The organism is Hydrogenophaga sp. (genome assembly GCF_050182545.1).
Taxonomy (GTDB): domain Bacteria; phylum Pseudomonadota; class Gammaproteobacteria; order Burkholderiales; family Burkholderiaceae_C; genus Hydrogenophaga.
On sequence record NZ_JBFXCD010000019.1, the window covers coordinates 53,070 to 74,578 of the forward strand.

General features: G+C 65.1%; 17 protein-coding genes. 6 read left to right on the top strand and 11 right to left on the bottom strand.

Going from position 1 to position 21,509, the window contains the following annotated elements:
* Positions 1-27: 27 nt before the first annotated feature.
* Positions 28-3,972, top strand: a complete 3,945-nt coding sequence (hrpA, locus tag AB7P10_RS16980) for an ATP-dependent RNA helicase HrpA (protein WP_428295037.1) — start codon at positions 28-30, stop codon at positions 3,970-3,972.
* 18 nt (positions 3,973-3,990) lie between these two features.
* Here hrpA and AB7P10_RS16985 read toward each other — a convergent pair whose 3' ends face one another.
* Positions 3,991-4,947, bottom strand: coding sequence for an SPOR domain-containing protein (locus tag AB7P10_RS16985; protein ID WP_428295038.1), 957 nt, complete (start codon positions 4,945-4,947; stop codon positions 3,991-3,993).
* Positions 4,948-5,245: 298 nt separating this feature from the next.
* On the opposite strand from AB7P10_RS16985, the gene AB7P10_RS16990 reads away from it, so the two are divergent.
* On the top strand, positions 5,246-5,965 hold the full coding sequence (locus AB7P10_RS16990; RefSeq protein WP_428295039.1) for a (2Fe-2S)-binding protein: 720 nt from the start codon (positions 5,246-5,248) through the stop codon (positions 5,963-5,965).
* 34 nt (positions 5,966-5,999) lie between these two features.
* Here the strand turns inward: AB7P10_RS16990 and AB7P10_RS16995 are convergent, their stop codons facing one another.
* From AB7P10_RS16995 to lptF, 5 genes are read right to left on the bottom strand one after another with little or no spacing between them, the layout of a single operon-like run.
* The gene (locus tag AB7P10_RS16995; protein WP_428295040.1) at positions 6,000-7,178 is read right to left on the bottom strand and encodes a pyridoxal phosphate-dependent aminotransferase; all 1,179 of its coding nucleotides are present in this window, start codon (positions 7,176-7,178) and stop codon (positions 6,000-6,002) included.
* A gap of 4 nt (positions 7,179-7,182) precedes the next feature.
* Complete coding sequence (locus AB7P10_RS17000; RefSeq protein WP_428295041.1) at positions 7,183-8,127, bottom strand: CysB family HTH-type transcriptional regulator; 945 nt, start codon at positions 8,125-8,127, stop codon at positions 7,183-7,185.
* Positions 8,124-8,489, bottom strand: coding sequence for a sirohydrochlorin chelatase (locus AB7P10_RS17005; RefSeq protein ID WP_428295042.1), 366 nt, complete (start codon positions 8,487-8,489; stop codon positions 8,124-8,126). The genes AB7P10_RS17000 and AB7P10_RS17005 overlap by 4 nt, the downstream gene beginning before the upstream one ends.
* Positions 8,490-8,494: 5 nt before the next feature.
* Positions 8,495-9,613, bottom strand: coding sequence for an LPS export ABC transporter permease LptG (gene lptG / locus AB7P10_RS17010; protein WP_428295043.1), 1,119 nt, complete (start codon positions 9,611-9,613; stop codon positions 8,495-8,497).
* Positions 9,610-10,734: an LPS export ABC transporter permease LptF gene (lptF, locus tag AB7P10_RS17015; RefSeq protein ID WP_428295044.1), complete on the bottom strand. Its 1,125-nt coding sequence runs from the start codon at positions 10,732-10,734 to the stop codon at positions 9,610-9,612. Before lptF ends, lptG begins: the two co-directional genes overlap by 4 nt.
* A gap of 25 nt (positions 10,735-10,759) precedes the next feature.
* Here lptF and AB7P10_RS17020 point away from each other — a divergent pair, with 25 nt between their 5' ends.
* From AB7P10_RS17020 to AB7P10_RS17035, 4 genes are all read left to right on the top strand, one after another.
* On the top strand, positions 10,760-12,274 hold the full coding sequence (locus AB7P10_RS17020; RefSeq protein ID WP_428295045.1) for a leucyl aminopeptidase: 1,515 nt from the start codon (positions 10,760-10,762) through the stop codon (positions 12,272-12,274).
* Between the two features lie 33 nt (positions 12,275-12,307).
* Positions 12,308-12,742: a DNA polymerase III subunit chi gene (locus tag AB7P10_RS17025; RefSeq protein ID WP_428295046.1), complete on the top strand. Its 435-nt coding sequence runs from the start codon at positions 12,308-12,310 to the stop codon at positions 12,740-12,742.
* Positions 12,743-12,930: 188 nt separating this feature from the next.
* Positions 12,931-14,115 (top strand): branched-chain amino acid ABC transporter substrate-binding protein, encoded by a 1,185-nt coding sequence (locus AB7P10_RS17030; protein WP_428295047.1) that lies wholly within the window; start codon positions 12,931-12,933, stop codon positions 14,113-14,115.
* A gap of 161 nt (positions 14,116-14,276) precedes the next feature.
* Entirely contained in the window at positions 14,277-14,726 is a 450-nt protein-coding gene (locus AB7P10_RS17035) for a hemerythrin domain-containing protein (RefSeq protein WP_428295048.1), read from the top strand.
* A 67-nt stretch (positions 14,727-14,793) separates the two neighbouring features.
* Here the strand turns inward: AB7P10_RS17035 and AB7P10_RS17040 are convergent, their stop codons facing one another.
* The 5 genes from AB7P10_RS17040 to AB7P10_RS17060 form a co-directional block, all read right to left on the bottom strand.
* Positions 14,794-15,546 (bottom strand): 3'-5' exonuclease, encoded by a 753-nt coding sequence (locus AB7P10_RS17040; protein WP_428295049.1) that lies wholly within the window; start codon positions 15,544-15,546, stop codon positions 14,794-14,796.
* Positions 15,547-15,551: 5 nt separating this feature from the next.
* Complete coding sequence (locus AB7P10_RS17045; RefSeq protein WP_428295050.1) at positions 15,552-17,435, bottom strand: DUF294 nucleotidyltransferase-like domain-containing protein; 1,884 nt, start codon at positions 17,433-17,435, stop codon at positions 15,552-15,554.
* 10 nt (positions 17,436-17,445) lie between these two features.
* The gene (locus tag AB7P10_RS17050; protein WP_428295051.1) at positions 17,446-19,074 is read right to left on the bottom strand and encodes a BCCT family transporter; all 1,629 of its coding nucleotides are present in this window, start codon (positions 19,072-19,074) and stop codon (positions 17,446-17,448) included.
* Positions 19,075-19,913: 839 nt separating this feature from the next.
* Positions 19,914-21,049 (bottom strand): IS3 family transposase gene (locus AB7P10_RS17055; protein WP_428295052.1). Its coding sequence is split into 2 segments (ribosomal slippage): positions 19,914-20,797 and positions 20,797-21,049, totalling 1,137 coding nucleotides; the frame shifts between segments, so codons are not numbered across the junction.
* 173 nt (positions 21,050-21,222) lie between these two features.
* Positions 21,223-21,509 (bottom strand): putative quinol monooxygenase (locus AB7P10_RS17060; protein WP_428295053.1); only part of this gene is annotated, 287 nt, incomplete at its 5' end.

Genomic DNA, 21,509 nt, shown 5'->3' on the forward strand with positions numbered 1-21,509 from the left:
TGAACCTGTGCCTGCGATAATACCGCAGTGACCGACTCTGTCAATTCCCCTTCCCATCCCGCCCATCAGGCGGCGCTGTACATCGAATTCCCCGAAACCCTGCCTGTCTCGGCCCGCCGCCACGAGATCGAAGCCGCTTTGCGCGAGCACCAGGTGGTCATCGTCTGTGGAGAAACCGGGTCGGGCAAGACCACGCAGTTGCCCAAGATCCTGCTGGCCATGGGGCGCGGCAAGTGCAACGCCAGGCCGGGACAGCGCGGCCAGTTGATCGGCCACACGCAGCCCCGGCGCATCGCTGCCTCCAGCGTGGCCAAGCGCATTGCCGAGGAGCTGAAGACGCCACTGGGTGAGGTGGTGGGCTACAAGGTGCGGTTCCAGGACCGGCTCTCGAAGGACGCTTCGGTCAAGCTCATGACCGACGGCATCCTGCTGGCCGAGACGCAGACCGACCCGGACCTGCGCGCCTACGACACCCTCATCATCGACGAGGCGCACGAACGCAGCCTGAACATCGACTTCCTGCTCGGTTACCTGCGCCAGCTGTTGCCGCGTCGGCCCGACCTGAAGGTGGTGGTGACCTCAGCCACCATTGATGCGGACCGTTTTGCGCAGTACTTCGCGTCCAGTCGCGGCCCCGCGCCGGTGCTCATGGTCTCGGGCCGCACTTTTCCTGTCGAGGTGCGCTGGCGACCATTCGAAGAAAGCCGCGAGCACGACCTCAACCATACCATTGCCGATGGCGTGGACGAGTTGTGGCGCGGGGGTCAAGGAGGCGACATCCTGGTGTTCCTGCCGGGCGAGCGCGAGATCCGCGAGGCCGCAGACCACTTGCGCAAGCACCTCAGCCACATCCCTGCCTTGCGCAATGCCGAGGTGTTGCCGCTGTTCGCGCGCCTCTCGCAGGCCGAGCAGGACCGCATCTTCCAGGAGCACGGAAACCGGCGCATCGTGCTCTCGACCAATGTGGCAGAGACCTCGCTCACGGTGCCGGGCATCCGCTTCGTGATCGACGCCGGCACCGCGCGCGTCAAACGTTACAGCTTCCGCCAGAAGGTGGAGCAGCTGATGGTCGAGCCCATCAGCCAGGCCGCGGCCAACCAGCGCGCCGGGCGCTGCGGCCGCGTGGCCGACGGCATCTGCATCCGCCTCTACGACGAGGCCGGCTTCCAGGCACGGCCGCGCTTCACCGACCCTGAGATCCTGCGCAGCTCGCTGGCCGGCGTGATCCTGCGCATGAAGGCCTTGCGCCTGGGCGCGGTGGAGGATTTCGCCTTCATCGAGGCACCGCAGAAACGCGCCATCGTCGACGGCTACCAGTTGCTGGCGGAGCTGAACGCGGTGGATGATGCCAACGAGCTCACCCCCATCGGTCAGGCGCTCTCACGCCTGCCGCTGGACCCGCGCGTGGGTCGCATGATCCTGGAAGCACAGCAGCGCGGCGCGCTCGACGAGGTGCTGGTGATCGCGTCGGCGCTGTCCGTGCAGGACGTGCGGGACCGCCCGCTGGACAAGCAGGCCCAGGCCGACCAGGCGCATGCCAAGTTCGACGACGAGAAGAGCGAGTTCAGCGGCACGCTCAAACTGTGGAAATGGCTGGAGGACTCCAAGGGCGGGCATGGCAAGGACCACAAACTGAGCCACCGCCAGTACGAAAACCTGCTGCGCGAAAACTTCATCAACGTCCGGCGGGTGCGCGAGTGGCGCGACATCCACACCCAGTTGCACACCGTGGTGGCCGAACACCAGTGGAAGCTCAATACCACACCGGCCAGCTACGAACAGCTGCACCTGGCCATGCTCGCAGGGCTGCTTGGCAACGTGGGCCAGAAAAGCGAAACCGAGGACTGGTACCAGGGGGCGCGGGGCATCCGCTTCCACCGCCACCCGGGCGCCAATCTGAGCAAGAAGCCTGGCCGCTGGATCGTCTGCGCCGAGCTGGTGGAGACCACGCGCCTGTTCGGGCGTGGCATTGCCGGCATCGAACCACTCTGGCTGGAGCAGGTGGGTGCGCACCTGATCAAGAAGCAACTGCTCGACCCGCACTGGGAGAAGAAAGCCGCCCAGGTGACGGCACTCGAGCGCGCCACGCTGTATGGCCTGGTGGTCTACAACAACCGCCGAACCGACTACGGCCGTGTGGACCCGGCGGGCGCGCGCGAGATCTTCATCCGCGAGGCGCTCGTGGCCGGTGAATGGGACACGCGTCTGTCATTCCTGGCCGCCAACCAGAAACTGGTGCACCAGGTCGCCGAGCTGGAGCACAAGTCGCGCCGCCAGGACGTGCTGGTGGACGACGAACTCATTTACGCCTTCTACGACCAGCAACTCCCTTCGCACATCTGCAACGGTGCCACAATGGAGCGCTGGTACCGCGACGCGGTGCGCGAAAACCCCAAGCTCCTGTTTCTCACCCGCGAGGAGCTCATGCGCCACGAGGCGGCGGGCATCACCACGCAGGCCTTTCCGAAAACCCTGCGCCTGGGTGGCGTGGACTGCGCCTGCCACTATCTGCACGAGCCGGGCGACCCCCGCGATGGGTTGTCGGTCACGCTACCGATCTTCGCGTTGAACCAGGCCAGCGAAGACCGCTGCGACTGGCTGGTGCCTGGCATGCTCAAGGACAAACTGCTGGCGCTGCTCAAGACACTGCACCAGCGGCCGCGCTCGCGCCTGGTGCCGCTGCCCGCCACGGCAGAGCGGTTCGCGCAGGCGCTGTGCGAGCCGGCCACGTTCGCCTCCGGCAACCTGATGGATGCACTGCTCAAGCTCGTGAGGGGCGCCACGCAACTCGACATCCAGCGCAACGACATCAAGGTCGACATGCTCAGCCCACACCACTTCATGCATTTGCGGGTGGTGGACGAGCACGGTCGTCAACTGGGCCAGGGCCGAAACCTCGCGGCGCTCAAGGCCGACCTGGGCGCGCAGGCGCGCGGAGCATTTCAGGCGTTGGCACAACTCAAGCTGGGGGACATCTCGTCCCCTGGCGATCAATCTTCCTTGCCTGCTTCCGGGAGGAATCTGGGGGAGGGCGGGGCGCGGGGGCCAGTCCCTCAAGCCGAGCCGGTCCCGAAGGGTGGGGGCGCCAAGCCGGCCAACGCCTCGCAGCGCCACACCTGCTGGGATTTCGGCGAGTTGCCCGAGCTGATGGAAATCCAGCAGGGGCGGCAGACCCTGATCGGCTTCCCCGCGCTGGTGGACGACGGCGACGCTGTGCGCGTCGAGGTGTTCGACGAGCCCGACGTGGCGCAGGCGCGCCACCGCGAAGGCTTGCGCCGCCTGTGTGCGCTGCAGATCCGCGACGCGCTGAAATACCTCGAAAAGAACCTCCCTGGCCTGCAGGCCATGGGCGTGGCCTACATGCAGGTCGGCAAGGAGTCGGGCGCAGGGGGCACGCTGGAACAGCTGCGCGGGCAGATTCTCGAACTGGCGCTGGACCGCGCCTTTCTGGGTGACCCGCTGCCGGTGGACGAAGCCGGCTTCAAGCGGCGGGTGGAAGAGGGGCGTGGGCGGTTGACGCTCATCGCCAACGAGGTGGCGCGCACCGCCGGCACCGTGCTCGCCGAGTACGCGGCCGCCGCGCGCAAGCTCAAGGATGGCAAGCCGTCGGCGGACGTGGCATCTGACATTGCGCTGCAGTTGCAGCGTCTTGTGCCCAGACGCTTCCTGCTGCAGACGCCTTACGCGCAATTGCAGCACCTGCCGCGCTACCTGAAGGCGGTGCAACTGCGCCTGGACAAGCTGCGCGTCGACCCGGCCCGCGATGCCGCGCGCATGGCCGAGCTGCGACCCCAGGATCAGCGTTTCTGGCGACTCGTGGCCGAGCGCAAGGGTGTGCAGGATGCACGCCTGCAGGAGTTGCGCTGGCTGCTGGAAGAACTTCGCGTGAGCTTCTTTGCGCAGGAACTGCGAACACCCCAACCTGTGAGCATCAAGCGGCTCGACAAGGCCTGGGCTCAGGTCAACGCCTGAGCGGCCACGACCGAAACCTCAGCGGCCGGCAAGCGCCACGCGGCCGGCGGTGACGCCCAGCGACGCATCGGCTTGCAGGCGAGACAGCACCGCCCCGGCGTCCTCGCGCGTGGCGAACTGGTTGATGCGCACTTCATGCCGGCCGCCCCGGGCCACCTTGTCCGCCGGATACCCTGCCGCCTGCAAGCGTGTTCGCAGACCGGCGGCGTCGGCCACGCTGGCCAGCGTGGCCGCCACCACACGCCAGCGACCACCTTGCAGCACGATGCCGCTGCCGGGTTGCATCTCCGCCTGACCGATGAATTTGGCCAGTTGCTCGGGGGTGGCCTGGCCGGCAGGCTTCTCGGGCTGACCGGTGAACACGACCCAGAAGGCTCCGGGCTTGTCCAGGTTGATCTGTGGCTTGTCGTCGCGCTCAACGGCCACCTTGCCTTCGAACACGCAGACCGCGTCGTGCGCGGCGTCGGTCATGGCCCAGAAGTCGGTGCCACGAATGCCCACAGTGGCGGTGGCCAGTTCCAGGTTCAGTTCGCGCTTGTTCCCTAGCGCCTTGCTGGTGTAGTCGGTGGCGTAGCGAAACACGCCGCTGAGCAGCTTGAAGGCGCTCGCCTGTTCGCTCGGAGCCGTGGCGCTGCCGGGGCGCGTGTCGATCGACTGGATCAGGAATTCGGTCTGCTCGCCCAGCTTGATCACGCTCTTGTCGTCCATGCGCAGCAGCATGCGGGAGCCGTCGACGGTGATGGCCTTGTCCTCGGCGCGCAACCGCGCGCCGGGTTCGGCGGCGCGGCGCTGGCCTCCGCGCTCCACCCAGGCGGGCAACTGCACGGCTTCCACCACGGCATGGCTGGCGGCGGCATGGGCCTGTCCGGTCAAGCCCCAGACCAGGCCTCCCACGACCAGCAGCGCGCAGGCTTGCCACCGCAGCACCCTGCGGTTCGGGCCTCTGGAACGGGTGGCGGTGCTGGTGCGCTGCATGTCGGGGTCTCCATCAACAAATCGGGTGGCGGCCGCAGCGTCGACGCCCGGCCTGTACGAGGTACGCGAGTATCGTGGTGCCGGATGCACGGCGGGCGTGATATCGGTCATCGGTGCCCAATCAGGTGCGCCGGGCGTGACCCGCGTCACACTGACAAACGTGGCGCGAATCCACCATTCCCTCAGACCCACCACAGCACAGGTGTATTGCGGCACTGGTTGACAGCGCCCGATCTCCTGCGTTTCACTGCATGGCGTCGGCCATCTCTGGCCGTCGATTCATCATGGGATGCTGACCATGGACCGACGCGAATTTGTGGAAGCCTGTGCCTTGGGCGGTGGTGGTTCGCTCGCCGCGATGCTTGCGGTGCAGGCCTGGGCCGCGGACGCACGACCACGCGCCTACGCGCGCGTGCCTCTGCTGGATGAACTGGGACAGCCGCTCAAGGCCGCCAGCCTCAGGCCGCAGACCAACTACGTGTTTCACTATCCGTTCGAGGCCACGCCGGTGTTCCTGCTTGAACTGGGCAAACCGGCCCTGGCCACGCAACTGCTCACGCGCGACAAGCAGCGCTACCAGTGGCCAGGTGGCGTGGGGCCTGGCCGCAGCCTGGTGGCGTTTTCCGCCATCTGCGCGCACAAGCTGGTGTACCCCACCCGTGAGTTGAGTTTCATCAGCTTTCGCAAGGGTGGGGTTTTGAACCCCCAGACGCCGGACAAGGGCGATGACCTGATTCATTGCTGTGCCGACCACAGCCAGTACGACCCCGCGCGCGGTGCCCAGGTGCTGGGCGGGCCGGCCGAGCAGCCGCTGTGCGCGGTGCTGCTCGAGCACGATGCGAAGACCGACACGCTCGCGGCCACCGGCACGCTGGGCGGTGAGCTGTTCGACGACTTTTTCCGCAAGTACGAAATGAAGCTCAGCCTGGAGGTGGGTCCGCGCGCGCGTCATACCGTCTCCAGTCCGGCCGTCGTGCGGGAACTCGCGCGCTTCTGTCGCAACCCGGTGCGGTGCTGAACGGCGAGACGCCGTGACCGGGCGGGGCGCAGGCTCAGAGCCTGGCAAACCGGGTGAGCGCCTCGCGAAGAGTGTCGTCCTTCTTCGCGAAACAGAAGCGCACCACGCGTTGGTCGAAGCCGTTGCCGTAGAAGGCGGAGAGCGGTATCGCGGCCACGCCAATTTCTTTCGTGAGCCACTGGCAGAAGTCGGCCTCGGGCAGGTCGCGCTCCGGCACAGCCAAATTCGAGATGTCCACGCACTGGAAGTAGGTGCCTTCCCCGGGCAGCAGGCGAAAGCGTGTGGCGGCCAGACCGCCGCGGAACAGGTCGCGCTTGCGCTGGTAGAAAGCGGGCAGTTCTCGATAGGGCGCCGCGTCGGCCATGTAGGCTGCCAGGGCGTGCTGCATCGGCGTGTTCACAGTGAACACGTTGAACTGGTGAACCTTGCGGAATTCGGCCATGAGCGCCGCCGGGGCCACCACGGTGCCGACCTTCCAGCCCGTCACGTGGTAGGTCTTGCCGAAGCTGCTGACGATGAAGGCGCGCGCGGCCAGACCCGGGAACCGCGCCACGCTCTGGTGGGCCTGGCCGTCGAAGACCATGTGCTCGTACACCTCGTCGCTGATCAGCAGCACGTCGGTGGGCGCCAGCAGCGCTTGCAGGTGTTGCATGTCCGCCGCGCTCCAGACCGTGCCGCTGGGGTTGTGCGGGCTGTTGATGATCAGCGCCCGGGTGCGCGGCGTGATGGAGGCCGCGATGCGGTCGAAGTCGGGCCGGAAACTGCCCGGCGTGAGCGGAACACGCACGGCCACGCCGCCCGCGAGCTCGATATTGGGTACGTAGCTGTCGTAGCAGGGTTCGAGCACGATCACCTCGTCACCCGGCTGCACGATCGCCAGGATCGCGGTGAGGATGGCCTGCGTGGCGCCGGCGGTCACGGTGATTTCGGTGGTCGGGTCACAGGTCAGGCCGTACAGCGCCTGCATCTTGGCCGCCATCGCCTGGCGCAGAGCGGGCGCGCCCGGCATGGGCGGGTACTGGTTGTGGCCGGCCCGCATGGCCTGGGTCACCGCATCCACCAGTGCCGGGTCGCAATCGAAATCGGGGAAACCCTGACCCAGGTTGACCGCTTCGTGCTCGGCCGCGAGCGCCGACATCACGGTGAAGATGGTGGTGCCCACATGGGGCAGGCGCGAAATGGGGACCGGCGTGCGGGCAGGATTCAGGCTCATGGGGTCATAGCTCGTAGTCGTCAGGGGTGCCGCTCATGGCGCGCAGGATCAGATCGCGCGAGAGGCGCCCGCTCAGCAGTTCGGCAAAGCGCAGCACAAAGTGGCGCAGGTAGGTGCCGCGCTTGAAGGCCACGCGCGCGAGGTTGTGGCCGAACAGCTGGCCGGCGGGCCGCGCCACCAGGTCGGGCGTCTGGTTTTCACCCTGCATTGCCATCTCGGCCACGATGCCAACGCCCATGCCGAGCTTGACGTAGGTCTTGATCACGTCCGAGTCGATCGCCTCAAGCACGATGTTGGGCTTGAGATGGCGCAGCGCGAAAGCCTGGTCGATGCGGGTGCGGCCGGTGAAGCTGGGGTGGTAGGTGATCAGCGGCAGAGACGCCAGGTCTTCGAGCGTGATGCGCTCGCGCTCGAGCAAGGGGTGGTCGAAGGGCAGTACCAGCACGTGCTGCCATTCATAGCAGGGCAGGGTGACCAGTTCAGGGTAGTTCACCAAAGACTCGGTCGCCATACCGATTTCCGCCACCTCTTCCATCAGCATGCGGGCCACCTGATCGGGCGAGCCTTGGTGCAGGCTGATGCCCACCTTGGGATAGGCCTGTCGGAGAGTGGCCACCGGCCCGGGCAGCACGTAGCGCGCCTGGGTGTGGGTGGTGGCAATCGAGAGTGTGCCGCTGTCCTGGGCCGAATACTGCTCGCCGATGCGTTTGAGGTTATTGACCTCGCGCAGGATGACGTCAATGCTCTTGAGAACCTGCTGGCCGGGCTCTGTGACGCGCTTGATGCGCTTGCCGTGGCGCGCGAAGATTTCGATGCCGAGTTCGTCCTCCAGTTCAATGATCGCCTTGGACACACCAGGCTGCGAGGTGTGCAGGGCCTTGGCGGCCTCGGTGAGGTTCAGATTGCGGCGCACCGCCTCCTGCACGAAGCGGAACTGGTGCAGGTTCATGCGGTGGTCTCCAGCGCGATTTGCGCAAGCAGGGCGGTCAGGCGTGGGTCTTCGCCCGCGGTGGGCAGCAGTTCGAAAGCAACGGCCGGATGCGCGCGCACCAGCTCGGAAACCAGTACAGGAAGGTCTTCGCGCGCGTGCTTGCCCATGCCGAAGAACAGCGGCAGCACGCGCACCTTGCGCGCACCCTGAGCGACCAGTTGGTGCGCGGCCTCGGCCAGATCGGGCTCGCACAATTCAAGGTAAGCGCAGGACACCAGGGCGGACCCGTCACCGAGGCCGATCTGCCGCGCCACCGCCTCGACCGGGCGACGCCACTGGGGGTCGCGCGACCCATGGGCCAGGACTATGACTCCGAGCATCGCACCTACCTCCGAAGCACCAGCCACCCAAAGGCGCCGAGCGAAAACACCGAGTAGATCAGTGCTGGCGAAGCCGCCGCCAGCCACGGTTGCCATTGGTTGAGGTTGCCGATATAGCCGAACACGTTGTTGAGCAGGAAGAAACTGATGCCGATCATCACCCCGCCGAACACGTAGGCGGTGATGCTGCCGGATCGGAAATGCAGGTAGGCAAAGGGCAGCGCCAGCACCACCATCACCAAGCAACTCAAAGGATAGAACACCTTGCGCCAGAACTCGATCTCGTAGCGCTGCGCGGTCTGGCCGTTGGCCTCCAGGTGGCGGATGTAGCCGAACAGGTCTGCGGTGCGCATGCGCTCGGGCTTGAGAAGCGCCACCGACACCATCTCGGCATTGATGCCACTGGGCCATCGGTAGCTCTCCAGGTCGCCGCGCTGCACGCGCGCGGAAGACTGCCCGGCGGTATCGAATTCGCGGCGCTGCACCTGACGCAGCGTCCAGGAATCATCGGCTTCGATCTGCCCGGTGCGGGCGTGCACCGTGGAGACGAGAAAACCCTGGTTGTTGAACTCGAAGATGCGCACATTGCCCAGTTCACCCTGCGGCGACATGGAGCCCACGTTGACCGAGAAGTTGCTGTACGGCTGCTTTTCCTTGAGCCAGGCGCCGGTCTGGCCCAGGCTGATGTTGCCCTGGTAGCGTGCCTTGAGCAGCTGTGCGTTCTTGTCGGACAGGGGGGCGAGGTAGTCGCCAATGGCAAAGGTCAGCACCACAAACACCACGCCCAGACCCAGCAGCGTGCGCAGTGCGCGCCACGGCCCCAGGCCGCTGGTGCGCAAGATGGTGTATTCGGAGCCCTGCGCCAGCCGCGCGAGCACGAAAACCGACCCGATCAGCACCGCGATCGGCAGCAGCTCGTAAATGCGGCTGGGCATGAGAAGTCCCACGTACAGCAGGGCGTGCGGCACTTCATAAACCAGCGCCGGATCAAGCGCCGAGGGCTTGCCCAGGGCGGGCAGCTCGTCGACGAAATCGAAGAAGAAGAACAGCGACAGAAAGGCCAGCAGCACGAAGAACACAGCGGAGAAGACCTCGCCATAGATGAGGCGGCGAATGGTCTTCATGCCGCAGCACTTTCCAGCGCTCTGGCGCGCTGAGCGCGTCGCGCGTTGATCCAGCCGCGCACGCTCATGTTCTGGTGTCGCATGAACATCCAGAACGCGGTGATGGCCAGCACACCGCCGTGCAGCGTCAGCATGTAGCCGGCAAGGCTGACCTGGCCGCTGGCCACCCAGCTCTGGCCCAGGTTGAGCAGGTTGTAATAGAACACGAAAGCGAACAAGGTGAAGAACAGGTTGCCTCCCCGACCGGCCCGTGGGTTTCCGGTGGTCGTGGCCACGGCAATGAGCACGAAGTTGAAAGCAGTGATGGCCAGGCCGATGCGCCAGCCGAGCTCCCCCAGGTTGGCGCTGTTGGGCGTGGCGATGAGATCCCAGCTGCTTCGGGCCTTGAGGGCTTCGCCGCGTTCACTGATGGTGGATGCCCCGATCTGTGTGCCGTACTCCTCGAACTCGCTCACCTTGAGGCCGCTTTGTCCAGGTTCGGACTCCAGTCGTTGACCGTTGTTCAGCATCAGGAACTGACGCTCGCCCAGCCATTCGATGCGCCCCGAGCGCGCCGAAGTCACGGTTTCGCTGCCATCCTTTTCGGTGCTGGAGATGAAGATGTTGCGCCCCTCCGTTCCGTCGGCCGTGTCCTTGTCGATAAAGAACACACGCCGCCCGCTCGATGATTCCTGGAACTGGCCGGGTTCGATGCGTTCGAGGTCGCCACGGCGTTCAAACCGGTCGCGCAGGTTGTCGGTCTGCTGGTTTGCCCAGGGCCAGACAAAGAACACCATGAGCGCGATCACCAGAAGGATGGGCCACGAGAAACGCATCACCGGACCGATAAACCCCCCGAGCGAGCGACCACTGGCGAACCAGATGATCATTTCGCTGTCGCGGTACATGCGCGAGAGCGTGAACACGATGGCGATGAACAGCGCCAGTGTGAGGATGGTCGGCATGCGGCCGATCACCGTGTAGCCCAGCACCAGTGCGATCTCCTCGGGGTTCACGCTGCCCCGGGAGGCCAGGCCCAGCGTGCGGATCAGCAGCATGGTCAGCACGATGGTGAACAGCACCACCAGCGTGGCGCCGAAACTGCGCGCCAGCTCTTTGCGAATGGAAGAATGGAATAACATCGATCGACAACAGGAAAACACGATTATGGACTTTGAACTCAAATCCCTCTCACCCCAGCAGGCCACCCGGATGGTCTGCGACGCCTTGCTGGTGCTGGTACCGGATGCGTTCGCCGGAAAGGGTGAACGTGGTGCCCTGGCGGACCTTGTGACCGGCGCCATCAAGCACGGTGATCTGGAGAGTGGTGTGGCCAAGATGCTCGCCTGCTACCGCCCGACCGGGTTCGCCGCCCCGCGGGTTCTGCTGCTGCGCGTGGGCGATGGCTCGGCCACCTCGGTGCGCAAGGCCGTTCTGGCGGGCGTGGCGTCGCTCAAGCTGCCTGGTGTGAAAAAGCTCGGGCTGGTGCTCAGCCTGTTCGATGCGGCGCCTGACGCGGTGCGTGCCGCGGTGCAGGCCTGCGCGGATGGCTCTTATGTCTACACCGCCACCAAACCCTCGGCGAAGGCACGGGCCTTGCGGCAGGTGATTCTGGGTGTGGCGCAGGTCAGCGGCGCCGTGCGAGCCGGTTTTGAAGCGGGTCGTGCGCTGGTCGCGGGGGTGGAATTTGCCAAGGAATGGGCCAACCGCCCCGCCAACCACGCCACACCCTCCATGTTGGCCGATGCGGCGCGCAAGCTCGGCCGTCAACCCAACATCAAGACCGAAGTGCTCGGACCGAAGCAGGTCGAGGCGCTGGGCATGGGCGCGTTCATGGCGGTGGCCAGGGGCTCGGCCGAACCCCTGCGCTTCATCGTCATGCAATACAGCGGTGGGGCCAAGGGCGCTGCGCCCGTGGTGCTCGTGGGCAAGGGCATCACCTTCGACACAGGTGGCATCTCTCTCAAGCCAGCACCCGAAATGGACGAGATGAAGTTCGACATGGGTGGCGCAGCCAGCGTGCTCGGCACCTTCGCCGCGCTGGCCGGGCTGCAGCCGGCCATCAATGTGGTGGGGTTGATCCCGAGTTGCGAGAACATGCCCGATGGAATGGCCGTGAAGCCCGGGGATGTGGTCACCAGCATGAGCGGGCAGACCATCGAAATACTCAACACCGATGCCGAAGGCCGTCTCATTCTCTGCGACGCGCTGACCTATGCGGCGCGCTTCAAGCCGCGCAGCGTGATCGACATCGCCACCCTTACCGGGGCCTGCGTCATTGCGCTGGGCGGTGTCCGCTCGGGGCTGTTCTCCACGCGCGACGATCTGGCCCAGGCGCTCTTCCAGGCCGGGGAAACCGTGCTGGATCAATGCTGGCGCATGCCGCTGGACGACGAATACGCCGAGGGCCTCAAGTCCAACTTCGCCGACATGGGTAACGTGGCCGGGCGCGCCGGTGGCGCCATCACCGCAGCCAAGTTCCTGCAGAAGTTCACCGCCGAGCTGCCCTGGGCCCACCTGGACATCGCCGGCACCGCGTGGAAAAGCGGTGCGGCCAAAGGTGCCACCGGGCGACCCGTGTCGTTGCTGTTGCAGTACCTGCTTGACGAGGCCGCGACCGACAAGACACGACCTGCAACTCGCGCGAGCGCGAAGAAGTCTCGAAAGACCACCGGGGGTTGACACGCCCGCAGAGGGGCCGTTGTGCAAGCCACCATGACCGAAGTCGCCTTTCATTTCAACGCGCCTGACCGGCTGGGCTACGCCTGCCGCCTGCTGCGCAAGGCCTATCTGAAAGGCGCGCGCGTGCTGGTGCTGGTTGAAGAGGGCGAGCGCGCGGCGCTGGACGCCGCGCTCTGGACCCGCGGTGCCGGAGAGTTCGTGCCACACAGCGGCCCTGGCGATCCGACCTTGGTGCAGGTCCGTTCGCCGATCCACCTCGCATGTGAAGCGTCTGACACCCATGGGGCGTCGGTGCTGGTGAATCTGCGGGCACAAATGCCCCCTGGCCACGAGCGCTTCGACCGGGTGATCGAGATCGTCACCGCCGATGAAGTCGACCGCAACCAGGCCCGTGAACGCTGGAAGCGTTACAAGATGTTGGGCTTCGAGCCACAGCGGCACGACCTGCAACTCTCGCCCCAGGACTGAAAGTCCCGGGTGAGATGCGAGGCGTCGGTGCGCCGTTCGGGCAGATGAAGGGCTTTGGGAAAACCCTCGAACCGCTGACAGGGCGCCGAGCCGCGTGATTTCCGCGTGCTTTTTGGAGTATCTTTATGGGCGTGGAGAAAAAAAAGTTCCCTCCGCATTTCAACTTCCCATCCTTTCCGAGGAAAACCATGCAACTGAACATCAAACTGGCCGTCATCGCGGCGGCTGTCGCGCTTGCCGCTTGTGGCAAAAAAGAAGAAGCAGCCCCGGCTGCTGCTCCTGCGGCCGCTCCCGCGCCTGCAGCCCAGGTCGTCAAGATCGGTCACGTTGGTCCCACCAGCGGCGCCATCGCTCACCTCGGCAAGGACAACGAGAACGGCGCCAAGATGGCGATTGAAGAGCTCAACGCCGCTGGCCTGACCATGGGTGGCGCGCCTGTCACGTTCGAGCTGCTGGCTGAGGACGACGCCGCCGATCCCAAGCAGGGCACGGCCGCCGCCACCAAGCTGGTCGATGCCAAGGTCGCTGGCGTGATCGGTCACCTGAACTCGGGCACGACCATCCCGGCCTCGCAGATCTACAACGACGCCGGCATTCCCCAGATTTCGCCCTCCGCGACCAACCCCAAGTACACCCGCCAGGGCTACGCCGGTGTGTTCCGCATGGTGGCTGACGACGTGCACCTGGGCGGCACACTCGGCAAGTACGCTGTGGAAACCCTCAAGGCCAAGAACGTGGCCGTGATTGATGACCGCACGGCCTATGGCCAGGGCGTGGCCGACGAGTTCGAAAAAGGCGTGACCGCAGCTGGTGGCACGGTGGTGGGCCGCGAGTTCACCAACGACAAGGCGACCGACTTCAACGCCATCCTGACCACCCTGAAGGCCAAGAAGCCCGACGTGGTGTTCTTCGGCGGCATGGACGCCGTGGCCGGCCCGATGCTCAAGCAGATGAAGCAGCTCGGCATTGAAGCCAAGTTCATGGGCGGCGACGGCATCTGCTCCAGCGAGCTGCCCAAGCTGGCCGGCGACGGCATGGGCGACGAAACCGTGTTCTGCGCGGAAGCCGGCGGCGTGGAAGGCGAGCAGAAGGAAGGCATGGACAAGTTCCGCGCCGACTTCAAGGCCAAGTTCGGTGCCGACGTTCAGGTGTACGCCCCGTACGTCTATGACGCTGTCAAGGTCATGGCCAACGCCATGGTCACCGCCGGCTCTGCCGACCCCAAGGTCTACCTGCCCGCACTCAAGGCCACCAACTACAAGGGCGTGACCGGCAATATCGCCTTCGACGAAAAGGGCGACATCAAGAACGGCGCACTGACGCTGATGACCTACAAGGGCGGCGCGCGCACCACCCTGGCCGTGATCCGCTGATCCCGCGCTTCGGTCTGATCGAAAAAGCCACCTTCGGGTGGCTTTTTCTTTGGGGGCTTGCACGCGCATGCGGGAGCCGCTTGCGGTCGCGTCCTACAGCCCCCATCACCGGTTTGCGCTACCGTGGTCGGGTCATTTCAAGACGGCAACAGGAGATCCGCATGGACAACATCTACGAAGCGCTGCGGGAGAGCCACGAGACCCAGCGAAAGCTGTGTCGCCGCTTGCTGCGACTCAAGCCAGGTGACCCGCGCGCATTGGCTGCATTTGACGCGCTGCGCATTGAACTCGCCGCCCACGCGGCCGCCGAGGAGCGGTATCTGTATGCCCAGATCCTGTTCGACGACATGGGACTGAAATCGTCCCGTCACGCATTGGCGGAACACCACGAGATCGATGAATGCGTCGAAGCCATGGAGACCGTGCGCGACCAGCCCGCGGCTTGGCGGGTGCACGCCAGAAAGCTCTCGCACGAGGTGCACCATCATCTGCGGGAGGAGGAGCGCAAGTTCTTCCAGTTGTCGGGCAAGATCCTCACCGAGCGACAGAAGGTCGGCCTGGCCACACGCTACAGACGCGATCTGGACCGCATGCGCGCGGTGGTGGCGTGAATCTCATCGTCAGCACGACTCGGACGGGCTGCTGGCACACAAGGTGACACGGAGCGCGACGAGGTGCTCAGTGCCACAGTTCGCGCAGTTCGGTCTGCGGGCTGAACCGATGCGCCACCTGGGCTTGCAGCAGTTCGGCCGACGCCAGCGAGTCCGACAGCGCATGGTGCAAGCGGTAGCGGGGCAGACCATAGCGTGCCCGGCTGGCCGCGAGCCGGATGGATACGGGCGCGGGAGCCGGCCGCCACAGGCGCTGCCACAGGGAAGGGCGCGCGCGGCGGTGCAGGCGCGCCTCCAGCGCCATGGTGTCGATGACGGGAAACTCGATGCCCTCTCCAAGGCGCCGGCGCAGGCCGTGGTCAAGAAACTGGCGTTCGATGTCCCGGCAGTGGACCACCATCACTTGGCCTGCCATGATGGACAGCAACTCCGCCAGCACATCGTCCAGATCCGGGGCCTGGCTCAACTGCTGATGGGTGATGCCGTGCAGGGTGATGGCCTCGTCGTCCAGTGGCACCCGGGGCTTGAGCAGCCAGTGCCGGCCCTGGCTGGCCCGGATGCGGTCCAGTGTCATGGGCACCAGGCCCACACTCACGATGCCGTCGATGGAGGGGTTCAGTCCGGTCGTTTCCACGTCCAGCGCGAGCAGGGGAACGTCCTGCAATGGAGTGTCGCCAGCCACTGCGCCAGCGGCGTAGAAGGCGCGCAGGCGCGGGTCGCGCGCCGCCTGGTGCAGCGCCGTAAAGCGAGCCGGCCAGTCCGCCACATCGGCGCTCGCTGCCGCGGGCTTGAGATCGCGCAACATCTCGGCGTGCAGCATGGGGCTCAGCGCGCCGACTGGTGCCGGAACTTCAGGTAGTCCTGCGCCTGGTCCAACACCAGGAAGGCGTCGCGCAGACTCTTGCGCTCGAACTCCGAGATGCGCTCTGGCGACACTGTGTTGCCTGGTTCCTGATCATTTTTCAGGTCCTCGGCCTGGGTGCGGAAGCGCACGAACGAGAGAAACTCCAGGGCGTCGTGCAGGTCGGGTCCCCGCCCCGGTGACAGTACGTTGGCGCGGATCACGTCGTCCAGACGGTCAAACGAGTTGATCGCCTCCGAGCCCACCGACAAGGCGTGTACCCGGATCAGGTCGGTCAGCGGCGCGGTGCCCCTGCGCTTGAGGTTGATGCCCGCGCTGTGGCGGCCGTCGGCCTCCAGCACGAAACCTTTGAAGAAACCCAGGGGCGGCGTGCGCAGCAGGGCATTGCGTGCCATGCTGGCCAGAAAACGCGGGTGCTGTCGCGCCTGGCGGGCGATGTCATGCCGCAGGCCGTCGGCCCACTCGGTGCGACCGTGCACGCCGTCCAGGTCGAAGAAGATGCTGCTGTTGAGCAGGCCCTCGGCGCTGGGCTTTTCGATCCAGTCCCTGAAATACGCCTGCCACACGCGCAGCGGCTGGCGCCAGCGCGGGTTGATGGCCATCACATCGCCGGTGCACAGCGGGTAGCCGCAGCGCGCCAGGCCTTCGGTGACAAAGCGCGCCAGGCCTTCGAACCAGGCATCGTGGCGGGCGGGGTCGAAGCGGTTGTCCAGCACCAGGGCGTTGTCCTGGTCGGTGACCACGCCTTGCTCCTGCCGTGCCATGGAGCCCAGCGCCAGAAAGCAGTAAGGCAGGGGCGGCGGCCCCAGCGACTGCTCGGCCAGTTCCAGCAGGCGCTGCTTGAACGCCCGTCCGATGGCGGACATGGCACTTCCCACCACGCGGGCGCTGGCATGCTCACCCAGCATGCGCAAAAAGCTGGTGCGGACCTCGGGCACCAGGGCCTGCAGTTCGTCCACGCTCTGCGCGCGACCGATGCGGCCCACCACGAACAGGCTGTTGCCGGATTCGAAGCGGATGATGTCGGACAAGGCCACCACCCCGACAGGCTGGCCGCTCCGGGTCACGGGCAGGTGATGCACCTTGTGGCGCAGCATCAGTGCCATGGCCTCGAACACCAGTTGCTTGTGTTCGATGGCGATCACGTCGGTGCTGGCAATGTCCACCACCGGCGTGCTCTGCGGCAGGCCCTGGGCCAGCAGGCGGCTGCGCAGATCGCGGTCGGTCAGGATGCCGGCCATCCGCGCCACGGCTGCGCCATCGCCGACGGCCTGCGTGCCTTCGTCCACCAGCAACAGCGATGACACGCCAGCCTCGGTCATGCGCTGGGCGGCTTCCCGCGCGCTGGCCTGTGGCGACACGGTCACGGGCGCGCGCTCGACCAGGCTGCCCACCGTGGCCGACAGCAGGGTGTTGCCGGACTGCTGGCGCGAGACCGCCTTCTGCAGCCGCGTGCGGTCCTCGATCTCCACCTGGTCGGCGAAGGCCTCATTGCCCTCGAACAGCTCGGTGAACACCGGCTCGGGGAGAAGGTAGAGCAGGGTGTCCTCCTGCGCCACGGCGGGAAAACGCACCTTCTTGCGGTGCAGCAGACCGAATTCGCCGAAGTAGCCCCCTTCGGTCAGGCGGTTGTAGAGCGTGCCGTCACGGCGGTAGACCTCGACCACGCCGCTGCGCACGATGTGCCAGAACTGCGCCTCCTCACCGAACTCGACGATGCGGGTGGCCGCCTTGCAGTAGCGCACATCGATGGCACAGCCAATGCGTGCGAGCGTGTCTTCATCAAGGTCCCGAAACGGCGCATGCAACCTCAGGAACCCGACGATGTCGTGCTGCTCGTCGTCCATTCAGCACCCATCAGGCCCTGGGTTCGGACGCCAGTCCCTTGACCACTGCCACGGTGGCCACGAGCAGCACCACCGCAAACGGAAACCCGGTGGAGACCGCCATGGCCTGCAGCGCCACCAGACCACCACCCAGAATCAGTGCAATGGCCACCAGCCCTTCGAAGACGCACCAGAAGACGCGCTGCGGCGTGGGCGCGTCGACCTTGCCGCCGGCGGAGATCACGTCGATCACCAGCGAGCCCGAATCCGACGAGGTGACGAAGAACACGACCACCAGCACGATGGCCAGGAACGAGGTGATCTGTGCCAACGGCAACACCTCCAGCATCAGAAAGAGTTGCAGCGGCAGGTCGGCACCAGCCACGGCCTGATAGCCGTCGTTCACCAGTTGAAGAATGGCGGTGCCACCAAACACCGTCATCCACAGCACACAGGCGAGCGAGGGCACGATCAGCACCGAGATGATGAACTCGCGCACCGTGCGACCGCGTGAGACGCGGGCGATGAACATGCCCACGAACGGAGACCAGGAAATCCACCATGCCCAGTAGAACGCGGTCCAGCCCTGCGAGAAGTTGGCGTCGTCGCGATTCACCGGGTTGGCCAGCGCCGGCAGGTATTGCAGGTAGGCACCCAGGTTGTCGAAGAACCCGGTCAGGATGGCGATCGTCGGGCCCACTGCGATCACGAACACCAGCAGCAGGATCGCCAGCACCATGTTGATCTCGGACAGCCGCTTCACGCCGGCGTCCAGGCCGGCCAGCACGGAGATCAGCGCAATGGCGGTGATGCCGATGACGAGCACGATCTGGGTGGTCTCACCCAGCGGGACGCCGAACAGATGGTTCAAACCTGCTGCGGCCTGGGACGCGCCCAACCCCAGTGAGGTGGCCAGACCGAACATCGTCGCCAGCACCGCCAGGACGTCGATCACATGCCCGGGCCAGCCCCAGATGCGCTCGCCCAGCAGCGGGTAGAACACCGAACGGATGGTCAGTGGCAAGCCCTTGTTGAACGAGAACAGCGCCAGGCCGAGTGCCAGGATGGCGTAGATCGCCCAGGGGTGAAGACCCCAGTGGTAGATGGTCGCCGCCATGGCAAGGCGCCGTGAAGCATCGGCATCGCCAGCCGCGGCCGCCAGCGGCGCCCAATCGGTGCGGGCGCCGTTCTCCAGGGCCGTGCCGCCCATGGAACTTCCGAAGTGCGACAGCGGTTCGGACACGCCATAGAACATCAGCCCGATGCCCATGCCTGCGGCAAACAGCATCGAGAACCAGCCCAGGTAGCTGTAGTCCGGCTTGGCTTCGGTGCCACCCAGGCGCACCTTGCCCAGCGGCGAGAGGGCCAGCCCCAGGCAGACCAGCACAAAGATGTTGCCCGCACCGATGAAGAACCAGTCCAGGTTGGACGTCAACCAGCCGCGCAGGGCCGAGAACATCGGTTCGGCCGCCGTCTGGAACGTCAGCGTGAGCAGCACGAACGCAATCACGGCCAGGCCCGAGATGGCGAACACCCGGTTGTGGATGTCCAGCCCCAGCGGACCCAGCTTGACCACGATGTTGTCCTGGCCCACTTTGTAGTCGGTGTCGATGGGATTGACCCTTCCATCGGGCTTCATGGGGTTGTAGGTTTCACTCATACGTCTCCTTCCAGGTGGTACCGAAACGGACCCGCGGATGCCGCAGCGGCCGCAGGTACAGGTAAGGACCATAACCCGTTTTGGAGAGGAACAGGCTCAAGTCGACACCCTCGAGCCGCGCCCAGAAACAGGAAAGCCCCGGAACACAAGGTCAGCCGGGGCTTTCAGGGTGTCTTGCGAGACGTTGTGGAACGCTCTGGGACTCAATGCTGGCGAGGGCGTCGTTCACATCATTGGCCAGAAGGCTCATAAAGCCTCAGTTTTCTTTGGTCTGGAGTTTGTAGTACCACCAAAAGTACCACCAACTCCATCGATATAGTCCGGTCGGAGGCTTTACCCTCGGGATTCGTCATTTATCTGAGTACACCATCAGCGATGGTATGGTGCAGTAGCGGGCCACTAGACTAGAGTTCAGTGCCAGAGGTGAATGGCAAGGGTCCCAAATACGACACAGCTACGGACTCACAGTCCCTGGAAAGGAGACCGTATGGCATCTCCTGATACCACTTGCCATCCTTGGTCTTTCGGCAAACCATCAATTTGCGTCCAAAGTAGTCTCGGGCGGTCCCAGGCCATGCCAGCCCAAACCGGCACCAGACTGGCACCAGAGCAGCCGCAATTTTTGGCAAAGGATCAACTCTTTTTCGGCTCGGTGGCCATCCTGTCGCCCAATGGTAGCGTCTTCTTGACTGCACAGCCGCCTGGATCGAGGCGGCGCGCTGCAGGCGCGCAAGCTGTCCGACGGAGCGATCCAGCTGTTTTGGCGGTACTCGTATGCCCGTAGGACTGACCTGCCCCCTGTAGACGTACCAATCAAAAGTGGAAGTCAGGGTTCAAGATTACTCGATGGGTATTTGGGTTGATGGGAATCGAGCTGCATCGCCAGCGCGCTGGCGATGCAGCTCGGCGAAGCGGGCCGGTGGCATGCGCCCCAGACTGCTGTGCGGTCGAACCTCGTTGTAGTCCTGCCGCCAGATGGCCACGGCTGCTCGCGCTTGGTACAAGGTCTCGAACCAGCACTCGTTCAGGTGTTCGTCACGGAACTTGCCGTTGAAGCTCTCGATGTAGCCGTTCTGCATGGGGCGCCCCGGCTGGATCAGGATGTGGCGAATGCCATGCGCCTGCGCCCATGCCATGAATGCCCGGCTGGTGAACTCCGGACCGTTGTCAGTACGCACAGCCTGCGGGTAGCCGCGAAACAACGCAGCACGATCCAGGATGCGGGTGACGTATTGGCCTGAGATGCCGAAGTCCACCACGATGTCCACACTCTCATGGCTGAAGTCGTCGGCCACGGTGAGGTACTTCAGACGTCGGCCACCTGAGAGGCTGTCGCTCACAAAATCCATGCTCCACACTTCGTTGACCGTGCGTGCCAGTTGCAGTGGCACACGCTCGTTGATGGGCCGCTTGCCCTTCTTGCGCCGGCGCACGGCCAGATTGGCCTGCCGGTAGAGGCGGTACACGCGCTTGTGATTGACACCGGGGAACTGCGGGTTCAAGAGGTCGTGGATGCGCCGGTAGCCAAAGCGCCGGCGCACATGCGCGATCTCCACGATCTTCTCTTGCAGCTCAACGGTGGCCTGATCGGCCTGCGGCGGATGGCGGTAGCTGTCGCGGGAGAGCCCCACAAGACGGCACGCTCGGCGCTCGGACAAATGGTGCTCGCTGACCATGATCCGGATCGCCTCGCGTCTGACCTGTGGGGCTAGCGCTTTACCCCCAGAACGCTCTTCAGAGCGTGCATGTCCAGATGGGCCTCGGCCAGCAGCCGCTTGAGCTTGGCGTTCTCGGATTCGAGCTCACGCAAGCGCTGGGCCTCAGAGACCTGCATGCCGCCGAACTTGGCTCGCCACTTGTAAAACGTCGCGTCGCTGAAGCCACCGTTGCGGCACAGCTCCTTGATCGGCATACCGGCCTCCGCCTGCTTGAGGAAACCGATGATCTGTTCCTCGGTGAATCTGCTCTTCTTCATGTCCGTCATTCTCTTGGTGGTTGACGGACTTCACTAACTTCAGCTTGGTACGGCTGGCGGGGGGCAGGTCAAATCCATAGACTGCAAGAATGACAGCAAGGAGGTTGGGATCGCACGTAGGGCTGTGTGACCCCCATCCTCCAGCGTGACCTGATTGGGTCAAGGCCGAGTTGTCATGCAGGCAGTTTGGCTGCAAGCAGTTCGACCTTCTCGATATTGGGCGGAGAACTGAGCAAGGTCGCTGCGTTGGCCATCAAGGCCGCGGCGATCTGGCCGTTCAGATGTGCCTGGCGACCTGCCTCATCGACAAAGGCATCGAACACACCAAACGTCGAAGGGCCAAACTTCAATGCGAACCAGGCCGTGGTGCCGGACTCGGCGTTGGCGAGCGGCAGTGCGCTGGCCAGGAAGTCGGCAAGCGCAGCCTCCTGGCCGGGTTTAGCTTCGAGGCGAACAAACA

Bases quoted from the DNA above. Each gene is read 5' to 3' on its own strand.
- AB7P10_RS16985 (WP_428295038.1), bottom strand. From the start codon at position 4,947: ATGCAGCGCACCAGCACCGCCACCCGTTCCAGAGGCCCGAACCGCAGG.
- AB7P10_RS16990 (WP_428295039.1), top strand. From the start codon at position 5,246: ATGGACCGACGCGAATTTGTGGAAGCCTGTGCCTTGGGCGGTGGTGGT.
- AB7P10_RS16995 (WP_428295040.1), bottom strand. From the start codon at position 7,178: ATGAGCCTGAATCCTGCCCGCACGCCGGTCCCCATTTCGCGCCTGCCC.
- AB7P10_RS17000 (WP_428295041.1), bottom strand. From the start codon at position 8,127: ATGAACCTGCACCAGTTCCGCTTCGTGCAGGAGGCGGTGCGCCGCAAT.
- AB7P10_RS17005 (WP_428295042.1), bottom strand. From the start codon at position 8,489: ATGCTCGGAGTCATAGTCCTGGCCCATGGGTCGCGCGACCCCCAGTGG.
- lptG (WP_428295043.1), bottom strand. From the start codon at position 9,613: ATGAAGACCATTCGCCGCCTCATCTATGGCGAGGTCTTCTCCGCTGTG.
- lptF (WP_428295044.1), bottom strand. From the start codon at position 10,734: ATGTTATTCCATTCTTCCATTCGCAAAGAGCTGGCGCGCAGTTTCGGC.
- AB7P10_RS17020 (WP_428295045.1), top strand. From the start codon at position 10,760: ATGGACTTTGAACTCAAATCCCTCTCACCCCAGCAGGCCACCCGGATG.
- AB7P10_RS17025 (WP_428295046.1), top strand. From the start codon at position 12,308: ATGACCGAAGTCGCCTTTCATTTCAACGCGCCTGACCGGCTGGGCTAC.
- AB7P10_RS17030 (WP_428295047.1), top strand. From the start codon at position 12,931: ATGCAACTGAACATCAAACTGGCCGTCATCGCGGCGGCTGTCGCGCTT.
- AB7P10_RS17035 (WP_428295048.1), top strand. From the start codon at position 14,277: ATGGACAACATCTACGAAGCGCTGCGGGAGAGCCACGAGACCCAGCGA.
- AB7P10_RS17040 (WP_428295049.1), bottom strand. From the start codon at position 15,546: ATGCTGCACGCCGAGATGTTGCGCGATCTCAAGCCCGCGGCAGCGAGC.
- AB7P10_RS17045 (WP_428295050.1), bottom strand. From the start codon at position 17,435: ATGGACGACGAGCAGCACGACATCGTCGGGTTCCTGAGGTTGCATGCG.
- AB7P10_RS17050 (WP_428295051.1), bottom strand. From the start codon at position 19,074: ATGAGTGAAACCTACAACCCCATGAAGCCCGATGGAAGGGTCAATCCC.